15 protein-coding genes, 3 tRNA genes and 3 pseudogenes are annotated in these 21356 nt (G+C 70.5%); 11 read left to right on the forward strand and 10 right to left on the reverse strand.

Translation table 11 applies throughout. From position 1 onward, the window contains the following. The first annotated feature begins 22 nt into the window (after nt 1–22). From ABZ707_RS11635 to ABZ707_RS11650, 4 genes are read left to right on the forward strand one after another with little or no spacing between them, the layout of a single operon-like run. Nucleotides 23–1510, forward strand: coding sequence for a replication initiator (locus ABZ707_RS11635; RefSeq protein ID WP_360171644.1), 1488 nt, complete (start codon nt 23–25; stop codon nt 1508–1510). Then, on the forward strand, nt 1507–1689 hold the full coding sequence (locus ABZ707_RS11640; protein WP_360171647.1) for a helix-turn-helix domain-containing protein: 183 nt from the start codon (nt 1507–1509) through the stop codon (nt 1687–1689). Before ABZ707_RS11635 ends, ABZ707_RS11640 begins: the two co-directional genes overlap by 4 nt. Then, nucleotides 1689–2774: a tyrosine-type recombinase/integrase gene (locus tag ABZ707_RS11645; protein ID WP_360171650.1), complete on the forward strand. Its 1086-nt coding sequence runs from the start codon at nt 1689–1691 to the stop codon at nt 2772–2774. Before ABZ707_RS11640 ends, ABZ707_RS11645 begins: the two co-directional genes overlap by 1 nt. Next, on the forward strand, nt 2665–2967 hold the full coding sequence (locus ABZ707_RS11650) for a tyrosine-type recombinase/integrase (protein ID WP_360172565.1): 303 nt from the start codon (nt 2665–2667) through the stop codon (nt 2965–2967). Before ABZ707_RS11645 ends, ABZ707_RS11650 begins: the two co-directional genes overlap by 110 nt. A 101-nt stretch (nt 2968–3068) precedes the next feature. Here ABZ707_RS11650 and ABZ707_RS11655 read toward each other — a convergent pair. Then, nucleotides 3069–3141: transfer RNA gene (locus tag ABZ707_RS11655), tRNA-Arg, on the reverse strand. A gap of 174 nt (nt 3142–3315) precedes the next feature. Beyond that, nucleotides 3316–3406: transfer RNA gene (locus ABZ707_RS11660), tRNA-Ser, on the reverse strand. Nucleotides 3407–3598: 192 nt separating this feature from the next. Between ABZ707_RS11660 and ABZ707_RS11665 the strand changes: the two genes are divergently transcribed. Together ABZ707_RS11665 and ABZ707_RS11670 are read left to right on the forward strand one after the other, a co-directional pair. After that, nucleotides 3599–4084, forward strand: a complete 486-nt coding sequence (locus ABZ707_RS11665; RefSeq protein ID WP_360171653.1) for an SSI family serine proteinase inhibitor — start codon at nt 3599–3601, stop codon at nt 4082–4084. A 226-nt stretch (nt 4085–4310) separates the two neighbouring features. Next, nucleotides 4311–8603, forward strand: coding sequence for a PAS domain-containing protein (locus ABZ707_RS11670; protein ID WP_360171656.1), 4293 nt, complete (start codon nt 4311–4313; stop codon nt 8601–8603). Between the two features lie 89 nt (nt 8604–8692). On the opposite strand, the gene ABZ707_RS11675 is transcribed toward ABZ707_RS11670, so the two are convergent. Both ABZ707_RS11675 and ABZ707_RS11680 read right to left on the reverse strand, forming a co-directional pair. Continuing rightward, nucleotides 8693–10339 carry a long-chain fatty acid--CoA ligase gene (locus tag ABZ707_RS11675; RefSeq protein ID WP_360171659.1) on the reverse strand — a complete coding sequence of 549 codons (1647 nt, stop codon included), beginning with the start codon at nt 10337–10339 and terminating at the stop codon, nt 8693–8695. Between the two features lie 173 nt (nt 10340–10512). Then, on the reverse strand, nt 10513–11073 hold the full coding sequence (locus ABZ707_RS11680) for a SigE family RNA polymerase sigma factor (protein WP_360171662.1): 561 nt from the start codon (nt 11071–11073) through the stop codon (nt 10513–10515). Nucleotides 11074–11447: 374 nt separating this feature from the next. On the opposite strand from ABZ707_RS11680, the gene ABZ707_RS11685 reads away from it, so the two are divergent. Together ABZ707_RS11685 and ABZ707_RS11690 are read left to right on the forward strand one after the other, a co-directional pair. Continuing rightward, nucleotides 11448–12374: a bifunctional DNA primase/polymerase gene (locus ABZ707_RS11685; RefSeq protein ID WP_360171665.1), complete on the forward strand. Its 927-nt coding sequence runs from the start codon at nt 11448–11450 to the stop codon at nt 12372–12374. Nucleotides 12375–12777: 403 nt separating this feature from the next. Continuing rightward, nucleotides 12778–13509 (forward strand): hypothetical protein, encoded by a 732-nt coding sequence (locus tag ABZ707_RS11690; RefSeq protein ID WP_006376607.1) that lies wholly within the window; start codon nt 12778–12780, stop codon nt 13507–13509. Between the two features lie 2250 nt (nt 13510–15759). Here the strand turns inward: ABZ707_RS11690 and ABZ707_RS11695 are convergent. Beyond that, complete coding sequence (locus ABZ707_RS11695) at nt 15760–16338, reverse strand: SMI1/KNR4 family protein (RefSeq protein WP_360171668.1); 579 nt, start codon at nt 16336–16338, stop codon at nt 15760–15762. A gap of 162 nt (nt 16339–16500) precedes the next feature. On the opposite strand from ABZ707_RS11695, the gene ABZ707_RS11700 reads away from it, so the two are divergent. Both ABZ707_RS11700 and ABZ707_RS11705 read left to right on the forward strand, forming a co-directional pair. Then, nucleotides 16501–16806, forward strand: a complete 306-nt coding sequence (locus ABZ707_RS11700; RefSeq protein ID WP_360171671.1) for a transposase — start codon at nt 16501–16503, stop codon at nt 16804–16806. Nucleotides 16807–16971: 165 nt separating this feature from the next. Continuing rightward, nucleotides 16972–17064, forward strand: a pseudogene (locus ABZ707_RS11705) (IS3 family transposase); the annotation flags it as partial. A 42-nt stretch (nt 17065–17106) separates the two neighbouring features. Here ABZ707_RS11705 and ABZ707_RS11710 read toward each other — a convergent pair. From ABZ707_RS11710 to ABZ707_RS11720, 3 genes and pseudogenes are all read right to left on the reverse strand, one after another. Then, a pseudogene (locus tag ABZ707_RS11710) lies at nt 17107–17609 on the reverse strand (GntR family transcriptional regulator); the annotation flags it as partial. Next, nucleotides 17606–17830 (reverse strand): hypothetical protein, encoded by a 225-nt coding sequence (locus ABZ707_RS11715; RefSeq protein WP_360171674.1) that lies wholly within the window; start codon nt 17828–17830, stop codon nt 17606–17608. The pseudogene ABZ707_RS11710 and the gene ABZ707_RS11715, both read right to left, overlap by 4 nt. Before the next feature lie 523 nt (nt 17831–18353). After that, a pseudogene (locus ABZ707_RS11720) lies at nt 18354–18631 on the reverse strand (hypothetical protein). Between the two features lie 78 nt (nt 18632–18709). Here ABZ707_RS11720 and ABZ707_RS11725 point away from each other — a divergent pair. Beyond that, nucleotides 18710–19465, forward strand: a complete 756-nt coding sequence (locus ABZ707_RS11725; RefSeq protein ID WP_360171677.1) for a GntR family transcriptional regulator — start codon at nt 18710–18712, stop codon at nt 19463–19465. Between the two features lie 174 nt (nt 19466–19639). On the opposite strand, the gene ABZ707_RS11730 is transcribed toward ABZ707_RS11725, so the two are convergent. Then, a tRNA-Ser gene (locus tag ABZ707_RS11730) sits at nt 19640–19726 on the reverse strand. 48 nt (nt 19727–19774) lie between these two features. Then, nucleotides 19775–21283, reverse strand: coding sequence for a trypsin-like peptidase domain-containing protein (locus ABZ707_RS11735; RefSeq protein ID WP_360171680.1), 1509 nt, complete (start codon nt 21281–21283; stop codon nt 19775–19777). Nucleotides 21284–21356: the final 73 nt, after the last annotated feature.

Genomic DNA, 21356 nt, shown 5'->3' on the forward strand with positions numbered 1-21356 from the left:
CAGAAGGGAGACCCCTCCACCCATGCGCCGCCCCCTCGACCTGCGCCACGTCATCAGCCCTGGCCTGCGGGATCTGATCGAACTGGCCAACACCCACGACTTCGACCGGGTACAGCAACAGGTCCGCGACCTGCGCGGCTGCACCAGCCCCGTGAACCTGCACGGTTTCACGATCATCAGCGACACGGCCACCAAGGAAGTGGTCCGCTCCTACCGCTCCGAAGACGAACCCTCGGGACGGCTCTTGACCACCTGCGGCAACCGCCGCGCCTCCCGCTGCTCCGCCTGCTCCCGCGTCTACGCCGCCGACACCTACCACCTGATCAAGGCAGGACTGTCCGGTGGCAAGAACGTCGCCGAGACCGTCCGCGACCACCCCCGCGCCTTCGTCACTCTCACCGCCCCCTCCTTCGGCCCCGTCCACAACCGCCCCACCACCGACGCGGGCAAGCCCCGCCCCTGCGCCTGCGGCGACACCCACGCCGAAGACGCCCCCGAACTCGGCACCCCGCTGAACCCAGCCACCTACGACTACACCGGAGCCGTGCTCTGGAACGCCCACGCCGGACAGCTCTGGGCACGCTTCACCACCTACATGCGCCGTGCCCTGGCCTGTCACCTCGGCATGACACAGAAAGCGCTCAACGCTGCCCTGCGCGTCTCCTTCGCCAAGGTCGCCGAGTACCAGAAGCGCGGCCTGGTCCACTTCCACGCCGTGATCCGCTTCGACGGACCCGACGGCCACACCACTGCGCCCCCGCCCTGGGCCACCTTCGCCGCCCTGAACGCCGCCGTGGGCTCAGCCGTCGAGCGTGCCCGGCTCACTGTCGAGTCCGACGCCATCGGTGAACGCGTCATCGCCTGGGGCGGCCGGTACAAGGTCGACCCCATCACCGCTCTGGCCGACGGCGAACTCACCGACGCTAGGGTCGCCGAGTACACAGATGCCAAGGTCGCCGGATACGTCGCCAAGTACGCCACCAAGAACGCCGAAGGCGCGGGCACCGTAGATCGCACCCTGATGTGCCGCCCCTGCGCCGGACGCGGCTACGTACGCGGTCCAGACGGCTTTCACGACCAGTGCGCCGACTGCGACGGCACCGGACAGGCCGAACCCATCAAGGCCCTGCCCATCCAGCAGCACGTACGGCAGATGATCCGCACCGCCTGGGCCCTCGGGCACCTGCCGGAGTTCGCCCACCTCAAGCTCTGGAAGTGGGCCCACATGCTCGGCTTCCGCGGCCACTTCTCCAGCAAGTCCCGTGCCTACTCCACCACGCTCGGCGCGCTCCGCGACGTACGCCGGGCCTGGCGCCTCGCACAGGCCGAAGCCGCCCGCACCCGCGCCGGCCTCCCCACCACCGACGAGAACACCACCCTCGTCACCGCCTCCTCCTGGACCTACCTCAGCAGCGGCTACCGCCCCGGCGAAGAACTCCTTGCCGCCCAGGTCCGCCACGACATCGCCCATACGCAACGCCTCAAGCAGGAAGGACTGGTGCCCGCATGACGACGGCTGTGCTCACCGTCGACCAGGTCGCCGAACGTCTCGGCATCAGCCGCTGGAAGGTCCACGACCTGATCCGCTCGCGCGAACTCGCCTCCTTCAAGATCGGCCGCTGCCGCCGTATCAGCGAATCCGCCATGTACGACTACATATCCCTCCAGACCGAACAGGAAGCCGCCTGATGGCTGCGTCGAAGAAGAACGCCAACAACGAGGGCACCATCTACCAGCGCAAGGACGGCCGTTGGGAGGGCAGCGCGTACGTCCTGACGACGGACGGCACTTACAAGCGACGCAGCGTCTACGGCAAGACCTGGGACGAGGCACACGAGAAGCTGACCAAGCTCAAGGCCGACTCCCTCAACGGCCTCCCCGTCGCCACCAGCAAGATGACGGTCGCCGAGTACCTGACGTACTGGCTGACGAACGTCGCCAAGGGCAAGGTTCGCCGGACGACGTACGTCAACTACGAATCCCTCGTCCGCAACTACGTCACCGCGGAGTTTGGCAAGAAGAAGCTCGTTCGGCTCACCGCCCGCGACATCCGCGCCTTCCTCGCGAAGACGGCAGTCACCTGCCAGTGCTGCGCGCAGGGCAAGGACAAGAAGCGGCCGGAGCATAAGCGGCGCTGCTGCGCTCTCCGGAAGTGCTGCAGGAAGCTCCCGTCTGACCGAACCGTTCGCTTCCTGCTGGTGATCCTGCGTGCCGCTCTCCAGCACGCCGTACGCGAAGACGAGCTGCCCCGAAACGTGGCCCGGAACGTGGAGCTGAGCATGGGAACCAAGCGCGAGATCGAACCACTCACCGCCAAGGAGGGACGTCAGCTCCTGACGGCGGCCCGGGACAACCGGCTCTGGGCCGCGTACGAGCTGGCGGTCCGCATCGGGCTCCGGCGGGGTGAGCTGCTGGGGCTGCGCTGGTCGGACGTGGATCTTCTCGACGGGGTTCTGACCGTCCGGCAGGCTCTTCAGCGTGTGGGGGGCGATCTGCTGATCGTCGCGCCGAAGACCCAGCGCTCGGCCCGGCGCGTGGCGCTGCGAGTGCGTGACCGCGCTCCGTGCCCAGCGCGTCCAGCAGATCGCCGACCAGAAGGCCGCGGGCCACAACTGGAAGGGGACCGGGAAGGGGCTCGTCTTCACGACGAAGAACGGGACACCCATCGAGCCGCGCAACCTGAACCGGTCCTTCGAGGCCCTGTCCGCCCGCGCCGGCGTCCGCAAGGTCCGCTTTCACGACCTGCGCCACACCTGCGCGTCCCTGCTCCATGAGCAGGGTGCCGACGCTCGCATGATCATGGAGGTTCTGGGTCACAGCTCGATCCGCGTGACCATGGACATCTACACCTTCGTACGGATCGACTCGCAGCGCTCCGCCTTCGATCGCGTGGGCGACGCGCTGAGGGGTGACGGCGACGGGCCGGACGATGACGGCGGTGCGGCAGGCGTCCCCATGGCCGTCTGAACCGCTCCCCGAAACCTCCTGGGGCGGTTGCCGTCAAACACTGCCGTCAACGCAAAAAGCAGAGGCCCTGTCGATCTCTCGACAGGGCCTCTGGCCTGCTGTGCACTCGGCAGGATTCGAACCTGCAACCTTCTGATCCGTAGTCAGATGCTCTATCCGTTAAGCTACGAGTGCTTGGCGTTCCGGGCTTTTCTTCCCGGTCGGCGTTGCGGGAACAACATTACATGACCTGCGGCGTCAGGTGAAATCCATTAGCCAAACCCTGCCTGACCTGCGGAAATGCCCCAGAACCTCCGGATGAACGACCGAAGCCCCGGCCGTCTGGCCGGGGCTTCGGTGATCAACGCGCGGAGGCGGAGGGATTTGAACCCTCGATGGGCTTTAAGACCCAAACCGCATTAGCAGTGCGGCGCCATAGACCGGACTAGGCGACGCCTCCAGCACACCCGCGCGAGCGCGGATGTCGCGTGCAGATGATGACACAGCCGGGTGGGGTGTCACCAATCGCTTCTCACGGTACTAGGCGGGCGGGGCGCAGAGCAAAGCATCTCCGGCCGCGCAACGCCGGGGCTTGACGCGCGTTAGAGAGGGCGGGGCGCCGCCCCCGATCCGTAACCCGTCAGGAGCTGCCATGCCGCGTCGCCCCGTCTTCACCGCCGTCACCGCCCTCGCCGCGTGCGCCGCCGCGCTGAGCGGCATCGCGCCCGCCGCCTCCGCCGCGCCCGGCCCCTCGGCCGACTCGCTCACCGGGCTGGCGGCGCTTCCGCTGCCCCTGCTCGAAAACGCCCCGGACGAGTTCACCGTCACCGTCGCGGACAGCGGGCTCAAGAACGTCGACGGGACCTACAAGCTGAAGTGCGAGCCCGCCGGAGGCACACATCCGCAGGCCCGGGCCGCGTGCGACCGGCTGGCCACCCTCGCCCGCGAGGGGCGGGACCCCTTCGCGCCGGTGCCCAAGGACACGCAGTGCACGCTGCAGTACGGCGGCCCCGCCACCGCGCGTGTCACCGGCACCTGGCAGGGCCGGAGCGTCGACGCCGCGTTCAGCCGGAAGGACGGCTGCGAGATCGCCCGCTGGCAGACGCTGGAGCCCGTACTGCCGAGCGCCAGGTCGTAGGGCGGGGCGTTCCGTCGTTCACCAGCAGGTCACGGGAGGGACCACGGACCGGTGACGGGACGGCGGCACGCACCGTTCGCACATGTCCTCGTCGAGGGCTCCCCCTCATCCGCCGTCGCGGTCACCTCCTCAGCCCTTAGACTCCCTTCAGTGACAGGCCGGGGCCCGGAGGGCAATATGGGACCGGTCGTCCGCAAGGTGCAGTAAGTCAGGGAGGAAGCGTCTCGTGAGCAGCAGGCCATCCCGAGGCGCTGCTCGCCTCGCGGCGATACTCGACGCACTCCCCGACGGCCTGGTGCTCGTCAACGCCAACGGCACGGTCGTCAACGCCAACACCATCGCGCTGGAGATGTTCGAGACGCCCGGCACGGCGCTGGTCGGCCGCGGGCTGCTCGATCTGCTGCCGGAGTTCGACTCCAAGCTGATCCCCGGTTCGATGCGCCGCCCGGACTCGGCCGACGCGCGCGGCCGTACCAAGCCGACGCGGATGATCGCCCGGCGGACCGACGGCGGTGAGTTCCCGGCCGAGGTCACCAGCGCCGCGCTGGAGGACGGCCGGGACGCGTACAACGACTCGCACAGCTACACCGGCGACGAGCTGCTCATGCTGGTCGTCCGGGATCTGTCCGGGACCATGGACACCGAGGCCGAGCTGGCCCGTTCGCAGCGGCAGACCGAGATGATCCTGCGGGCCGCGTCGGAGGGTGTCGTCGGTACGGACACCGAGGGCCGGGTCGTCCTGGTCAACCCCGCCGCCGCGCAGATCCTGGGCTTCCGCGCGAGCGACCTCGGCGGCCATCAGCTCCACCCGCTGATCCTGCACTCGCGCGCGGACGGCGAGCCGTTCCCGTACGAGGACTCGCCGCTCGCGGACACGCTCAGGTCCGGCCGCAAGCACCGGGTGCGCGGACAGGTGCTGTGGGCGAAGAGCGGCAAGCGGGTGCCGGTTGATCTGACGACCGCGCCGGTACGGGACGGCGACCAGCTCGTCGGTGCCGTCATGACCTTCACCGACCGGCGTCCGTACGACGAGCTGATCGAGCAGCACACCGCGGAGCTGACCGAGGCGAAGGAACGGCACGCGGCGGAGCTGACGGAGACGACGGAACGCCTCAGCACCGAGCTGACGGAAACGACCGACCGCCTCACCACCGAGCTGGCGGAGGCGACCGAGCGGCACGCCGCGGAGCTCGCCGACCGCAGCGACCGGTACGCGGCCGAGATCGAGGAACTGACCGAGCGGTACGAGGAGACGACCGCCCGGCACTCCCAGTTGACCGCCGTCCTGGGCGAATCGCTGCGCGGGCCGCTGGAGGAACTGCGCGGCGAACTGGCCACGCTCGCCGCCGACCCCGCCGGGCAGCTCTGGCCCGAGGCGAACCAGATCCTGCACCATCTCGCCGCCGGCTACGCCCGGATGACCACGCTCGTGGACAACGTCCTCGGGTATCAGCGGCTCGACACCGGCGTGGAGCAGCTCTCCAAGACGAACACCCTGCTCGACGCGGTCGTGGCGGCCGGTGTCGAGGGCGCGGTCGAGCTGATCGGTCCTGGCCGGGCCCAGTTCGCGGTGCATGCCCCGCCGATCGAGGCCGAGGTGGACGCGGGCCGGCTGGCGACGGCGCTCGCGCATCTCGTCGCGGATGTGGCCGGAGTCGACTCGACGGGCCGGACCCGGCTGGTCCCGGGCGGCGGTTACGTCGACTCGACGATCGTGGTGGCCGCCGCCCAGCGCGGTGATGTCGTACGGATCGAGGTGCGCGGGCCGTTCGCCGGTGGCGATCCGGTGCACGAGCCGATCGTCCGCGGGATCGTGCGCGCGCACGGCGGGGTGCTCCAGACGCATGAGATGCCGGGGCTGGGCGGCAGCGCGTATGTGCTGGAGCTGCCGCTGGGTGAGGGAGCGGGGACGGTGCCGCCGCCCGCCGAGGTGCCGGCGCCCGCGCAGCCGGCGCTGCCCGCCGCGCAGCAGGGTCCCGGAACGTCGGGCGGCGGCAGGCGACGTGCGCGCCGGGCGTCCACGGACGCGTTTCTGGACGGGCCGGGAGAGGACACCGGGGAGCCGACGGGCCGCCGCCGTGCGCGTGCGGCCGGGCCCGAAACCGCAGCCGGCGTTCCGGGGCCGGACGGTCGTACGGACGGGCGGCCCGATCCGCTTCCGGCGCAGGAGTCCGGCTCGGGCGGCGGCACCGGCCGCAGGCGCGGGCGGCCGAGCCCGGCGGAGGACGCCGCCGCCGCGGCGCCGAACCCCGGCTCCGCGCTCGCGCTGCCGGCTGCCGGCCCCTCCGAGGGCTCGGTGGTGACGGCCGCCGAGGGCGCTCATCCGATGGGACGCGCGGCGCGCGGCGCCGCCGTACCGCCCCAGGGTGTGCCCGCCGACGCCGCTGCCGCGGAGACGGGCCGCCGGGCGCGCCACAGCGGGCAGCGGGCGCTTCCGGCACTGCCCGCCGCTCCCACGCCGCCCGCCGCGCCCGCTCAGCCCGCCGCGCCGTCCGTCTTTCCCGCCGCGCCGTCCGGTTTCGCCGGGCAGGCGCCTGCTCCCGCGCCCGCGTCCATGGCAGCGCCGCAGTTCCAGCCGCCCGCCCCCCTGCCGCCCGCTCCGATGCCCCCCGCGCAGTCGGTTCCGGGGCAGTCGGTTCCGGCGGGCGGGGCCGCTCAGGCGCAGCCGGCCGGCCGCCGGGCCCGGCGCGCGCTCGCCCCCGCCCAGGAACGGCACACCGCCGTACCGGCCGAGGCGGAGGGAGCCCGCAGCGCGTTCGCCCTGCCGCCCGCCGCCGCCGACCGCGCCCCGGTCACGGCCCCGCCCACCGCACCGCCCGCGCCCATGGCCATGCCCACGCGCCCCGCCCGCCCGGCCGCGCCGAACGCCTCGCCGGAGGGCCGGCACGACGCCGTACGTACGCCACCGGACGCCGACCACACCCCGCCACAGGCGCATCCGCTGCCATCGGGGCGGCGCCGGGCGCACGGCGACGCCGCACCGCAGCCGGGCCTCGGGCCCGCCGGACCGACCACGGCCGGCGCGGGCGCGAGTCCCGCGGAAGCCGGCACCGGCGCCATGTCCGCCGATCCGAACGGCTGGGCGACACCCGGACAGGCCCCGCCCGGCCTGTCCCTGCCCGGCCAGCGCACCGGACCGGCGTCCAACGGTCAGGAAGCGCCCACGACTTCGGGCTTCGGCATGATGCCGGGGCCGCCCGGCTGGCCCGACGACCCGGGCCCGAGCGGCGGCACCGGAAACGTACCGAGCGCGCCGACCGCACCGCCGGAGCCCGCCGTCCGGCCCACCGCTCGTCAGCCGCTGCCGCCCGCACAGCCCCTGCCGGAGGAGGCACCCGTCCCGCCGGACTCCACCCAGGGACGTGCCTACAGCGTGCGCACGCTCGGCCAGGGCGTGCCGCTGGCGCAGCACCTCTCGCAGCAGCCGAACCCCGCCCAGCCCCAGTCCCTCGGCTCCGGCCGCCGCCGCAAGCTGGGCACGCCTCCGGACGGCGACGAGCGGGCGGACGCGAACACCGCGCCGGCGCCGGGGACTCCGGGCCTGCCGCAGCCGCAGGGCCCGGCGGGGCCGCAGGGCCACGCCCCGGCCCAGGCGCGCGGCGGGGCCCCGAGCCAGCCCCAGACCGGTGCTTCCTCCCAGGGCGGTTCGCGGATGCCCGCCGCCCATCAAGAGGGACGGTCCTATGCGATCGGCGCACCGGACGAGGGCGCCGAAGGCCCCGAGCCGCTGGACGGCCCCGGTGGCGCCGTCGAGGTCGCGAACCGCCCGCAGCCCCGGCCCGTCGACGACGAACTCCCTCCCGAGCCGCTCGACAACCCCCGCCGGCTGCTGGTGTGGCCCGCGCCCGATGTCTCCACTCAGCAGGCACTGAGCGACCGCGGTTACCGTCCGGTGGTCGTGCACTCCCGCGAGGAGGTGGACGCCCAGATCGCCGCGTTCCCGGCGGCGCTGTTCGTCGACCCGCTGACCGGTCCGATCACCCGTACCGCTCTTCAGTCCCTGCGCCAGGCCGCGGTCGCGGCCGAGGTCCCCGTCCTGGTGACGGCGGGTCTGGGCCAGGCGACCCGGGAGGCGGCGTACGGCGCGGACCCGGCCGTGCTCTTCAAGGCCCTGGCACCGCGCGACAGCGAACAGCATCCGTCGCGCGTCCTGGTGATCGAGGAGCACGAGGAGATCGCGCTGGCCCTGACGGCGACGCTGGAGCGGCGCGGCATGCAGGTCGCGCGGGCGGCCAACGACAGCGAAGCGGTCATCCTCGCCAGCCAGATGCGGCCGAATCTGGTGGTCATGGATCTGATGCAGGTACGCCGTCAACGCGCGGGAATCATCGACTGGCTGCGGGCGAACGGCCAGTTGAACAGAACGCCGCTGGTCGTCTACACCGCCGTCGGCATCGAGCGGGCGGAGCTGCCGCGGCTCGCCTCCGGGGAGAGCGTGCTGTTTCTCGCGGAGCGCTCCACCAGTGACGAGGTGCAGGCCCGGATTGTCGAGCTGCTGGCGAAGATCGGTACAAACTAGGGCGCATCCAAAAGGCCCGCGTACGACCGGTCGGCACTCAGCCGGTCCTACGCGGTGCCTGAAGTCCGCTCAGCTCGCTCCGGCACGCGTTACAGCCGGGTGATGTCCAGCTCCCCGTCCGCGTACTGCTTGCGGATCACCTTCTTGTCGAACTTCCCGACACTCGTCTTCGGCACCGCGGGCACCACCGCCCATCGCTCGGGAAGCTGCCACTTCGCGATGCTCCCCGCCAGGAAGTCCCTGAGCGCCGCGTAGTCGGCGCTCGCGCCCTCCCGAAGAACGACCGTCGCGAGCGGCCGCTCGCCCCACTTCTCGTCCGGTACGGCCACGACCGCCGCCTCCACCACCTCCGGATGCGCCATCAGCGCGTTCTCCAGCTCGACGCTGGAGATCCATTCGCCACCGGACTTGATGACGTCCTTGGCGCGGTCGGTGAGGGTGAGATAGCCGTCGGCGCTGATGACGCCGACGTCGCCGGTCCTGAGCCAGCCGTCCTCGCTGAACTTGTCCGCGGGCTTGATCTCCTCGGCGCCCGCCCCGCCGTAGTACGCGCCCGCGATCCATGGACCCCGCACCTCCAGCTCACCCGCCGACTCGCCGTCCCATGGCAATAAGCGGCCACCGGGACCGGCCAGCCGGGCCTCGACACTGGCCGGAAAGCGGCCCTGGGTGATGCGGTAGGGCCACTCCTGCTCGTCGGTGAGCCCGGCGGGCGGGTTGGACATCGTGCCGAGCGGCGAGGTCTCCGTCATGCCCCAGGCGTGGCAGAGCCGTACACCGAGCGTGTCGTACGCCTCCATCAGCGACGGCGGACAGGCGGAGCCGCCGATGGTGACCCTGGTCATGGAGGTCAGATCGCGCGGGCGGGCGGTGACCTCGGCCAGCAGCCCCTGCCAGATGGCGGGGACGGCGGCCGCATGGGTGGGCTTCTCGCGCTCGATCATCTCGGCGAGCGGAGCGGGCTGCAGAAAGCGGTCGGGCATGAGCATGCTCACGCCGGTCATAAACGCGGAGTGCGGCAGCCCCCAGGCGTTCACATGGAACTGGGGCACCACCACCAGGGACGTGTCCCGATCGGTCAGCCCCATGGACTCGGCCATGTTGACCTGCATCGAGTGCAGATAGATGGAGCGGTGGGAGAAGACAACGCCCTTGGGATCGCCGGTGGTGCCCGAGGTGTAGCACATGGCCGCGGCTGACCGCTCGTCCAGCTCGGGCCAGTCGAAGGCGGTGGGGCGGCCCGCGATCAGCTCCTCGTACTCATGGACCCGCGCGGTGGCTCCGTCGAGGAGGGCCCGGTCGCCGGGGCCGGAGACGACGACGTGTTCGACGGTCGGCAGATGCGGGAGGAGCGGGGCGAGCAGCGGCAGCAGCGAGCCGTTCGCGAGGATCACACGGTCGGCGGCGTGATTGACGATCCAGATCAACTGCCGTGCGGGAAGCCGGAGGTTGAGGGTGTGGAGGATCGCGCCCATCGAGGGGATCGCGAGATATGCCTCGACGTGCTCGGCGTTGTTCATCATGAGGGTGGCCACGCGCTCGTCGTCGCCCACCCCGAGTTCGTCACGCAGGGCGCCGGCGAGGCGCGTCGCCCGCCCGCCGATCTCACCGAAACTGCGACGCTGTGGCTCGTCCTCGCCGGTCCAGGTCGTGACCAGCGACTTCGCATGGATGGTCATCCCATGGCGCAGGATGCGGGTCACAGTCAGCGGTACGTCCTGCATGGTGCTCAGCACGGCGTCCTCCCGGTGGACGTTGGCGCGACAGGGCAGTTGCCGAGATTCTGCGCACGTACCGCGCGGTATGTCACTACCCGGGAGTAGAGGTACCACGCACGGACCACCGGGCCGACGACCGCGGAGAAGCCGCCGGAAGGTCACGGGGAAGCCGCCGCGAAGCCGCCGGGGGTTCAGCGGACGGGCAACAGCTCGGGATCCTCACGCAGCTTTCCGAGGGCGCGCGACACCGCGCTCTTGACCGTGCCGACCGAGACACCGAGGACCTCGGCGGTCTGGGCCTCGCTGAGATCCTCGTAGTAGCGCAGGACGACCATGGCCCGCTGACGGGCGGGAAGTCTCATCACCGCGCGCCACATCGCGTCGTGCAGCACCTGCCGCTCGGCCGGGTCCGGCTCCGGCGCGCCGGCCGGCTCGGGCAGCTCGTCACAGGCGAACTCGTCGACCTTGCGTTTGCGCCACTGCGACGTACGGGTGTTGACCAGGGCGCGGCGCACATAGCCGTCCACGGCCCGGTGGTCCTCGATCCGGTCCCAGGCCATGTACGTCTTGGTGAGGGCGGTCTGCAGCAGATCTTCCGCGTCACTCGGATTGGCGGTGAGCGAGCGGGCCGTACGCAGCAGTACGGGACCCCGCGCCCGTACGTACGAGGAGAACGACGCGTAAGGCGGATACGGCGGGTACGAGGCCGCCCTGACGACTGGGGAGGCGCTCGTGCGGACAGGCGTGGTCATGGGATCCACGCTAGGAGCGGGCCCACCTCGGGGGATCGGCCCCAGGTCCCGAAGCGATGTCCGCCTCAGGGTGTAGGGGTGGTGCCGGCCCCACCTCCTGAAGGTGGAGAAGGGCCACGAGTCTGTCAGGGTCCGTGCCGGGGCCACGGCGGACGGGCGGATGCCCCGCCGGGCCGGGCGGACCGTCCAGGCGTCCGAACACCTGCACGGGAACGGCGCCTGCCACCGGCGCGAACAACCTGCCTCGGACAGCCCGCCTCGGACAGCCTGCCTCGGACAGAAAACGGGCGACAGGGAGGGGGCACATTCCGGATCCCGCCCGCCCCTCATCGGGCGCCCTTCCCTTCTTCGAACGTCTGTACGAAAATAGAGCCATGGCCACCACCGTCCGGCGCCCCGCCAACCTGGCCCTCATCCACGCGCTGTCCGCCGCCGAGCGCGGACTGCCCGTCATCCCCTTGTCCTCCACCAAACTCCCCGCGCTGCGTTCGCCCCACCGGGGCGCCCCGGAGCGGAGCCACTGCCACGGCGAGTGCGGACTGCCCGGCCACGGCGTGCACGACGCCACCACCGATCCGGCCGGCGTACGCGCCCTGTTCGCCGCCGCGCCCTGGGCGACCGGCTACGGCATCGCCTGCGGCCGGCCCCCGCACCGGCTCATCGGCATCGACCTGGACATCACCCACGAGGACGGCGCCACCGGAACGGGGCCCGGGCCGGCCTCCCCGTCCGTCCTCGACCCCGTCCCCGATTCCGTCCCGGACTCCGTGGCCGCCCTCCAGCGGCTGGCCCGCCGGCATCAGTTCACGGTGCCGGAGACGGTGACCGTCCTGACCCCGAGCGGCGGCCGGCACCTCTGGCTGACGGGACCGCCGGATGTCGTGGTGCCCAACTCGGCGAGCCGGCTCGCCCCGGGCATCGACGTCCGCGGCGCCGGCGGTTATCTCGTGGGCCCCGGCTCGGTCACCGCGCGCGGCGCCTACCGGACGGCGCCCGGTACCGCCGGCCTGGCGCCGGCGCCCTGCCCACCCGAGTTGCTGCGCCTGCTCACTCCCCCGGCCCGCCCTCACCGCCCCCAGAGCCAGCCGCCGCAGGGGAGCGGGCTGGTGCGGTTCGTCCTCGCCGCGCGGGAGGGACAGCGCAATACCCGGCTGTTCTGGGCCGCGTGCCGCGCCTACGAACACGGCTTCGGCGAGGCGCTCGCGGAGGCCCTCGTCGACGCCGCCGTACGCACGGGACTGGACGAGCACGAGGCACGCGCGACCATCGCCTCGGCCGCCCGGCTCACGGCAGGCCCCTGACCCACGGCGGCGGCGCCCTCAGGGGAGGGGGCCGGTCCCCCGTACGGACGGGTGCCGCCGACGCCTCGGGGCGAAAGCTGCGGCCCGTATGACCCCAACCCGACCGCTTCCGGACTGCTCTTGCGCAAGGCCAGGAACGTCACGGCCGAGCCGCCCACTTCTGGCGAGCCGTGAACCAAGTGGTAAGGGCGGAACGGACCACCGAGGTACGTCCGGTAGGAGCCCCTGGCCCTCCGCGTTGCGATGCACCGAACGGGCCGCCGGCCGGGCGGCCGCCTTACGGTTGGTGACCTTCGCGCCCCGGGTCCTGGCTCACACTCGCCGCCCCGCCCTCTCGGCCGGAAGGGATGGGGCGGGTGTTTAATCGGATGTGCGTGCGGCGCGGGGTTGTTAGGTTCGCCGTGTGCCGAAGCTGAATCAGATCATCGCAGTCGAAAAGGGCGTCAAGTCCAAGGCCCTCCAAGAGCTCACCCAGGCTCACCAGGACGTGCAGAAGCCCGCCCTGCTGGCCGGCATCTCCCGGACTTACCAGCCCAAGGACGAGGAGGGCGAGCAGTTGCCGCCCGAGTCCACGCGGGTGCAGATCAAGGCCGAGGACGCTCTGCGGGCGACCGCCGGGACGCTGACGCGGCTCTTCGACGTGACCGCGACGAAGGACTGGGCGAACCGGTCCGCGGTCGCGGACGTGGTGGTCGACGGTACGGTGCTGTTGCCCCAGGTGCCCGTCCCGTACCTGTTGTTCCTGGAAAAGCAACTCACCGACCTGCACACCTTCGTGCGCAAGCTGCCGGTGCTCGACGCCTCCGAGTCGTGGAACCTGGACCCCTCGACGGACTCGTGGAAGACGGACCCGGTGCGGACCATCCGCACGAAGAAGGTTCCGCGCAACCACGTGAAGGCCGAGGCCACGGAGAAGCACCCGGCGCAGGTCGAGGTCTACTACGAGGACGTCCCGGTCGGTTACTGGACTACGGTGAAGTTCTCCGGCGCGCTGCCCGCCCGGCGGGTCAACGAGCTCCTCGACCGCGTCGAGAAGCTTCAGCAGTCCGTCAAGTTCGCCCGCGAGGAGGCGAACAACACCGAGGTCACCGACCAGCGGGTCGGCGACGCGGTATTCGGCTACCTCTTCCGGTAGCCCCCACATACGCCCTCCGTCGCGAGCGGAGGGTGCGCGATGAGCGCAAGCTGAAACTGATGTTGAAGCTGATGAAGGGGTGTCAGTTGGGGGTTCGAATCCCTCTCCCCGCACCACGTGCGGGGGTGGCCCAAGCCTGGCAGAGGCGGCCCCGTGAAACTCAGATTCTCGCTCCAGTCTCAGTATTCGCCGCCGAACACCGGATCGACCGAGCGTGGGCGAACATCGACGGATGGGGGTTCAAGTCCCCCCGGCGCCTCTCTCGTGGCGCTGTAGTTCAAAGGCAGAACACGTCGATCTCAACATGACCCGCGGTTCTTAAACGCCGCCGGTGTGCGCAAATGGGTGGCAAGCTGGAGCCCGGGAGCTGGACATGCTCCCGGGCTCCGTCACGTTCCGGCCCGCGGCCTGCGCTGTGACCGGGAAGGTCCACCGGGTTGAGTGGTCAGGCCGCGGTGGGTAGGGGTCTGCCGCCCCGGCGGATGCTTCTTTCGCTGTCCAGGATCACGTAGATCGGGGCGCCGTCCGGGCGGGCCGCGCGGATCGTTCTCAGCGCGGCCCAGGTGACTGAGTACTGCGAGATCTGGAAGGAAGCGCGTGAACAGGCACTCACGCCGGAGGGCGCCAAAACACCCCTCGCAGACGTCCCTGCTCACTCCGCCACACCGGAATCTCCCTCTGGACCAAAGCGGGAGTCGAACCCTCAGAAGTAGCCCGCCGCGCCGGCCACAGCCTGGCAGTCAGGTAACGCGTCTACGCCAAGATCCTTCGAGGCCGCCAAACCCATGCCAACCAACTCATCTGGTGGGCCCCTCCTGGCCGACGCATCGTCCGCCACGATCCGCCGTCACCATCTGATCCGTAGCTCTATGTGGACCAGACACGGACAGTCTTATCGGCCACGTTGCGGTCCAAGAGGAACGCCAGCGAGCAACGCCGGTTGCTGTGGTTGCTGTACTCCGCTGCTGTACGACGGGAGCTGCGCTCAGCTCGACACTGCCCCGCCCACGAGCGGGAACGGCGCCCTTCTCCCCCAGTGCCGGCCGATCCCCCGCCTGAGGCGTGGCCTTGACCGTGGTCCGCGCATGCGGCGCTCGCCTCATGGCCTCCGGCGCTACCATCCATGCGTCGGCGCAGCGTGCGCGGAGCGGGCCGGAGGCAGGGGCGCAGCGCGCAGCGGAGCCGGGAGCGCCGCCCGGCGGAGCGGAGCGCAACCGCGTGCCTTGAAAGACGTAGAAGAACTTGTAACTCGGGCCCCTACTGGTCGCTGACCCCTTGGACTCGCCCTGCTCGACTACCCCAAGGATTGCCTAGATCTGGGGGACGGCTGGGGGACGAACACTGATCCAAGGTGATCCACAAGCGCAACAGGGTGAGACACGGGGAACATGGAAAGGGCGCCCCTCGTTGAGGAGCACCCCTTCTGACCTGCTACTTCTCTGACCTGTGCGGTGGGTGTGGGATTTGAACCCACGGTGACTTGCGCCACGACGGTTTTCAAGACCTTTCGCCGATCAAGGGCTTCCCGTCTTCCCTCGCAGGTCAGACAGATACCGGCATCCCTGCGGAGCCGTTGTCGTCATCGTCGTGCCCGCTGCGTGCCCCTCGGTCAAGGTCGTGCTTCCTGAGTCAGGAGTCCACCGTTGCCAGCTGGGGACCGTGGGGCCACACCTTCATCATCCGCGGTCTGCTGGTCCGCCCTGATGCCAGGCGTAGACACGGACCGGGTCGAGGTGGAGCTCATTCGGGCCCAAGCAGTCGGCCGCCCAAGTCGCCAGGTGTGAGCCGCAGAAGCAGGCCAGGTTGGGGCCATGCGCGCCAGTGGGACCGCAGCACCCGGCCCAGTTGTCCCCGCGCGTGAAAGGTTCGAGGCGTGGCAGGACATCGTCCGGGTGGAGTACGAAGCTGTCACGCCAACCGGCGGACACGGTGATGTGGCCGTCAGCTCTCAGCAGCTCGCGCCCTGTTGCCCGAGCGAGGCGCCGGGATGCGTCGGCGACAACGAACGGAGCGCCCCAAGGGTCGGGGTCGATGGCGTAGTACCCGCCAGGAACGGTGGAGCGAGCCCGACCTGTCTTCTTGTCCCGGCCATGATCCGGGTCATCCATCTTCGGAACAATTGGCAGCGCCACCAGGTCCTCGGTGAGCGCGGTCCCACACTTCGCGCAGTAGAAGACGGTCACGCATCTGGTTCTACCTGCGCCGGGCGGAACGTTCAAGGAGCTTTATCAAGAGAGCGGCCCCGAGCTCCTAAGCGTCCGCAAACCAGGAGCGGCCCTTGGCCCAGGCGGTCACCCACCCCGCGAAACCGGGCGTGCCCGGCATCAGGGAGGTGCCGAAGGGCACCGCGCCGTTCTCGTCGATCAGCCAGACGTGACCGCGCTGCGGGCCGGTGACGATCAGGTGCCAGTACATGCCGCAGCCGTCGGTGCCCAGCAGCAGTGAGCCATGGTCGAACACGCAGTCTCTCCGGTCCTCCAACTCCTGCTCCGACAGCGCCTCCTCGTCCCCCTGCTCCTCCCACAGCCATGCCGCCGTGAGCGGAAAAGGCTCGGCAAGCAGGCGCTCGGGGCGGTACGAGCCCCAGTCCGAGGGCGTTTGCGCAAGGGGCAGAAGGCCGTAGTAGGGCGGTCCCGCGCGCAATCCGTCGCATATCTCCGCCACGAACGTGCGATACGGCTCCGGGAGCACGATGCCGTGCTCCGCCTCGAAGGACCCCACCGCCTCCGAGCCGGCTGGCGGCACCGCCTCGGGACGGGACACGAAGATCTCGCGGAGGGCGGCCAACTCGGCTGGGTCGCAGGTTTCCGTGTTCATGCCGGTCATCATGCAAGACCTGGCTTTGTTCGCGAGAACCGGTTCTCGCAAACAAAGCCACCGTGCCAGGTACGTTCACCTCATGTGCTACTACGCCGAGAAGCTGAAGTTCCACCACAATCCTGGACAGGTTGATACTGGGACGTATGGGTCCCGGAGGAAGCAGTTCAGGTAGTGAGTAAGAAGAGCAGTACGAGCAAGCGGTACACGCCGGAGTTCAAGCGGGATGCGGTCGCGTTGGTCATCTCGTCCGGCCGGACGGTGACCGAGGTCGCCCGGGAGCTCGGGGTGAGTTCCGAGGGCTTGCGGGGCTGGGTCAAGCAGGCAGAGATCGACCGGGGGCAGGGGCCTGCCGGGGCCCTGACCAGTGCGGAGCGCGAGGAACTGGTGCGGTTGCGGCGCAAGGTCCGTGAACAGCAGCAGACGATCGAGGTCCTGGGAAAAGCGACCGCCTTCTTCGCGAAGGAGACGACGAAGTAGCCGCCAAGTGCCGCTTCGTCCACGCGCAGAAGGCGTCCGAGACGAACCCCGCCGGCTACGGCGTGGCCCTGCTCTGCCGGGCCCTGAATCTGGCCCGCTCGGTGTAATTACGCCTGGCTGAAGGCCCGCCCGGCGGCGAAGGAGCGTCAGCGGTCCGAGGAGGAACTGGCCGAGGAGATCCGCGAGATCCACACCACCTCCCGCGGTGCTTACGGGGCCCCGCGGGTGACCGCCGCGTTGCGGCGGACGGGCAAGCGGATCAACCGGAACGGCGGCCGGCGGCAGACCCAGGAAGCCGAGTCTCTTGGCTGCCTCCCGGCACGCGGAGTCAGCGTCGAGCACTCGGGCCGGGGCCAGGTCGCGGGGTATGTAGATGCGGGCGAGGCCGTGCGGCGTCTCTCCTTCGAAGCTGAGGCAGGAGAACTCCGCGAGGGGGCTGCCCGTCGGCACCTTTAGCAACGTCGTCAACTGCACGTCAGCCAGAACCGTGGTGCTGCGTAAGGTGATGCGCGCAAAGTCGGATCAGCGGCGGCCCGCGGGTCCAGCGTGCCCCAGCCGCCGACATACAGGAGCTTCCGGAGGCGGCGACGGACGAAGTTGCCCTTGCCATGGATTTTCTCGACGAGGCCTTCGCCCTGGAGCACGGAGAGGGCATGCCGCAGTGTCACCGTGCTGACCGCGTACCGATGGGCCAGGACGGTTTCGGACGGCAGGCGTTCGCCGGGCTGGATACGGCCGGAGGTGATCTGGTGCCGGAGGTCGTCGGCGATGTCGCGATGGCGGGAGGCCACGGATCCGGTCACCGCCTTCTTATCGGCCGTACGGCGATGAGCCGGGTACGCGTGTGAATGGTCAGCAGCTCGCCCGACTCGAAGACCAGTTGCTTCGCTCCCTTGGGGAGCTGGAAGAGGTCGCGCACCCGGCAGGCCCGGCCGCCGAGTTGAATGATGTCTCCGCGTTGCACGGTGTCCGCGGTGACCTCGACGCTTATGCCCAGAGCGCCTCCTGGGGACCAACCCCTCACAGCGTCACCTCCGCGGGCGCGAACCGGTCGGGTGCCGAGTGGCATGGGCAGTCACACGCCTCATAGATCAGCGGGACGCCGGCCGGAGCCGAGGCCGGGGATGCCTCCGCGCAGGCAGGGTGTGTGCCGATCCGGCACGCGGTCGATTGGTAGGGGACGGACGAGGTGTCCGCGAGGTACGGGTGTCGAGGAGAAGGCATCAGCGGACTCCCCCGAGGGCCGACCAGGCGTCGGCAGGCAGACGAGGGGCGATGACGACCGCTCGTGTCCGTACACGGCCTTCCCACGCCAGCACGTAAGGGCGGACGAGCGCGATGTCCTCACCCCTGAGCGGGTGTCTACCGGCTGCGCTAGAGGAAGTCCGGCCCTGGACGACAGTCGATGCCTCAGCGGGCGCGGGGAAGGTGAGCGCGGCCGGCGGCCGGGCGGGCGATAAAGGGCGGCGATGCCGGCCCACCGGGAAGTGCCGCTCTCTGATGAGCGATGCGGCACGGCGGATACGGTTGAGCACGCTGTTCAGCTCCTATCGCTGATAGCTCGGTCCCCCGACATCGCCCGTCGTGGGGACCGTTTGCGTACGACCGCCCATAAGGTGCGGCCGCTCAAGCTGGTGGCCAGGAGCCCGAATCGATCGGCCTCAGCGACCACTTCCAGAACTTCGCGCCATGTCTCGGCGGAGAGCGTGTTTGGTACCTCCGCCTCGACCGACGTGAACCCGGCGTGCTCCTCTACGCGTACGGGGAGACCGACGGCGGACAGTCGGGCGGCGATGGACGCCGCGCTAACTCCCGAACCGGGCACAGGGCAGCCTCCGTCACCAGCGATCACTTTGAGTGAAGCTGGTTAACTAGATTAGACCTAGTGGACTAGATTTTCCATATGCCTGAGCAGCCGCCCTATCTCCGCGTCGCCGACGAACTCCGGCGGCGCATCGCGGAGCACGTATGGGAGCCCGGTGACCGCCTCCCCTCCCGCGCCCAGATCGGCCAGGAGTGCGGCGTGGGCGAGAACGTGGTGCGCCGGGCACAGGAGTTGCTGATCTCCCAAGGGGTGCTGGAGGGCCGAGCAGGTTCTGGCACGTACGTCGCGGAGTCCCGGCAGCGGGTGCGGGTCGTCCGGTCGACGGCGCGCGAGCAGCGCGACGGTTCTCCGTTCGGCGCTGACATGAAGGCCTTGGGCAGGCAGGGTGATTGGGAGAGTCGCACCGACGCCAAGGTGCCGGCCCCCGCGGAGATCGCGGCCAGGCTCGGTATCGCCGAGGGCGATCTGTGCGTACGGACGATCTACGAGTTCCTGGCTGACGGCAGGCCGGTGCAGCTCTCGACGAGTTGGGAACCGTACGAGCTCACCGCCGGAACGCTCGTCGTCCTCCCCGAGGGTGGCCCCCACGCCGGGGCGGGCGTAGTGAACCGCATGGCCGTGATCGGGGTTGCCGTCGGGCACGCGGTGGAGCAGCCGGAACCGCGGCAGGCGACAGCCGAAGAGGCGTCACTTCTCGGCATTCAGAAGGCCGCGCTCGTCACGCACATCCGGCGGACGTACTACAGCGACCAGGGACAGCCCGTCGAGACTGCGGACATCGTGGTGCCCGCGGCCCACTGCGAGATCGTCTACGAGATCCCGATCAGTCGTTAGCGGGCAGCCGGTTGGCCACCAGTCGTCTTGGATCGCCGTGCCCCGGGCGTGCCCCCCGCGTGCCCCATCCGTGCCCGATAGAGCGGTAAACCGCAGGGAGAGACGGTGCCTAACAGGCACCCGAAACGGCAACGGGCCCCCGACCGTATCGCCTGGTCAGGGGCCGTTCGTCTGCGGTGGGTGTGGGATTTGAACCCACGGTGACATCGCTGCCACGACGGTTTTCAAGACCGTTCCCTTAGGCCGCTCGGGCAACCCACCCTCGCGTCGTCCGCCGGGAGCGGACGACGCGAGGAACAGCCTAGCCGGTCAGCTCTCGCCCTTGCGCTCGCCCAGGGTGACCTGGACCGTCGACTCCTTGCCGTCGCGCTTGTAGGTCAGCGTGACCTTGTCTCCCGGCTTGTGGGTCCAGATCTCGCCGATCAGCGTCGGGCCGCTGTCGATCGGGGTGTCGTTGAACTTGGTGATGATGTCGCCCGCCTTCAGACCCGCCTTCGCGGCGGGGCCGTTCGGGGTGACCGCCGGGGCGCCGCCCTCACCCTGCGGGGAGATCGTGGCGCCCTCGCCGCCGTCGGCCATCGTGACCGTGGCGCCGATCAGCGGGTAGACCGGCTGGCCCGTCTTGATGAGCTGCTCGGCGACGTTCTTCGCCTGGTTGATGGGGATGGCGAAGCCGAGGCCGATCGAGCCCGCCTGCGACTGGCCCAGACCGCCGCTGCCCGCGGACTGAATGGCCGAGTTGATGCCGATGACCGCGCCGCGCGCGTCCAGCAGCGGACCGCCGGAGTTGCCCGGGTTGATCGAGGCGTCGGTCTGCAGGGCGCTCATGTACGAGTTGCTGCCGCCGGAGCCGTCGCCCGATGCCACGGGGCGGTTCTTGGCGCTGATGATGCCCGTGGTGACGGTGTTGGAGAGGCCGAACGGCGCGCCGATCGCGATGGTCGAGTCGCCGACGGCGACCCGGTCCGAATTGCCGAGGGCCAGCGGGGTCAGGCCGGGCGGGGCGTCCTTCAGCTTCACCACGGCCACGTCGTAGCCCTCGGCCCTGCCGACGACCTCGGCCTCGTACTTCTTGCCGTTGGAGAAGGTCGCGGTGAGGGCGCCGCCGTTGGCGGCGGAGGCCACCACGTGGTTGTTGGTGAGGATGTGGCCCTGCTTGTCGTAGATGAAGCCGGTGCCCGTACCGCCCTCGCCGTCGCCTGCCTTGGCCTCGATGGTCACCACGCTCGGCAGCGACTTGCCGGCCACCGACGCGACGGTGCCCGCGGGACGCTTGAGGTCCTTCGGGGCTTCCGAGGCCGAAACCGTCGTCGAACCGGCCGAACCGTCGTCGTTGTTCTCCGCGGCCCAGTAGCCGACACCGCCACCGACACCGCCCGCGATCAGCGCGGCGATGACCGCACCGGCGATCAGCCCGCCGGCCCGCCTGCGCGGCGGCTCGTTTCCTGGCACCGGGGCGCCCCAGACCGGGCCGTTGCCGCCGCCCCCGTACGAGGGAAGCGCGGGCGGCGGCGGAGGCCATCCGGCGCCGGACGCCGTCGACTCGGGCGGGGGCGGCGGAGGCCACCCCGCCTGGGCGGCCGCGGGGACCGCCGCCCGGTCCGCCTCGGGGGTCCCGCCGTCCGCGACCGCTCCTGACGGCGGCGCAGGGGCGTACGGGGGCTGGGGGGAAGCCCCCGTACGCTCCTCCGCTGCCGCCGCCGGCTCATGCCCGGCCTCTCGCGGACCGGACGCGGGTGTGCCCTCGGGAGCGGCATCCGGCACGGGAGGTACGGACGGGGCGGCGGGGACCGCGTTGCCCTCGTTCTCGGTGCTCACAGCTCGTTCTCCTCGGTTCCACATCAGTCTTCGGCAAGAGTCTCGCTGGCCAAGTGTCTGCGGTCAGCTTTTC

Origin of the sequence: Streptomyces sp. NPDC006923 (assembly GCF_040635655.1) — a bacterium.
Lineage (GTDB): Bacteria > Actinomycetota > Actinomycetes > Streptomycetales > Streptomycetaceae > Streptomyces.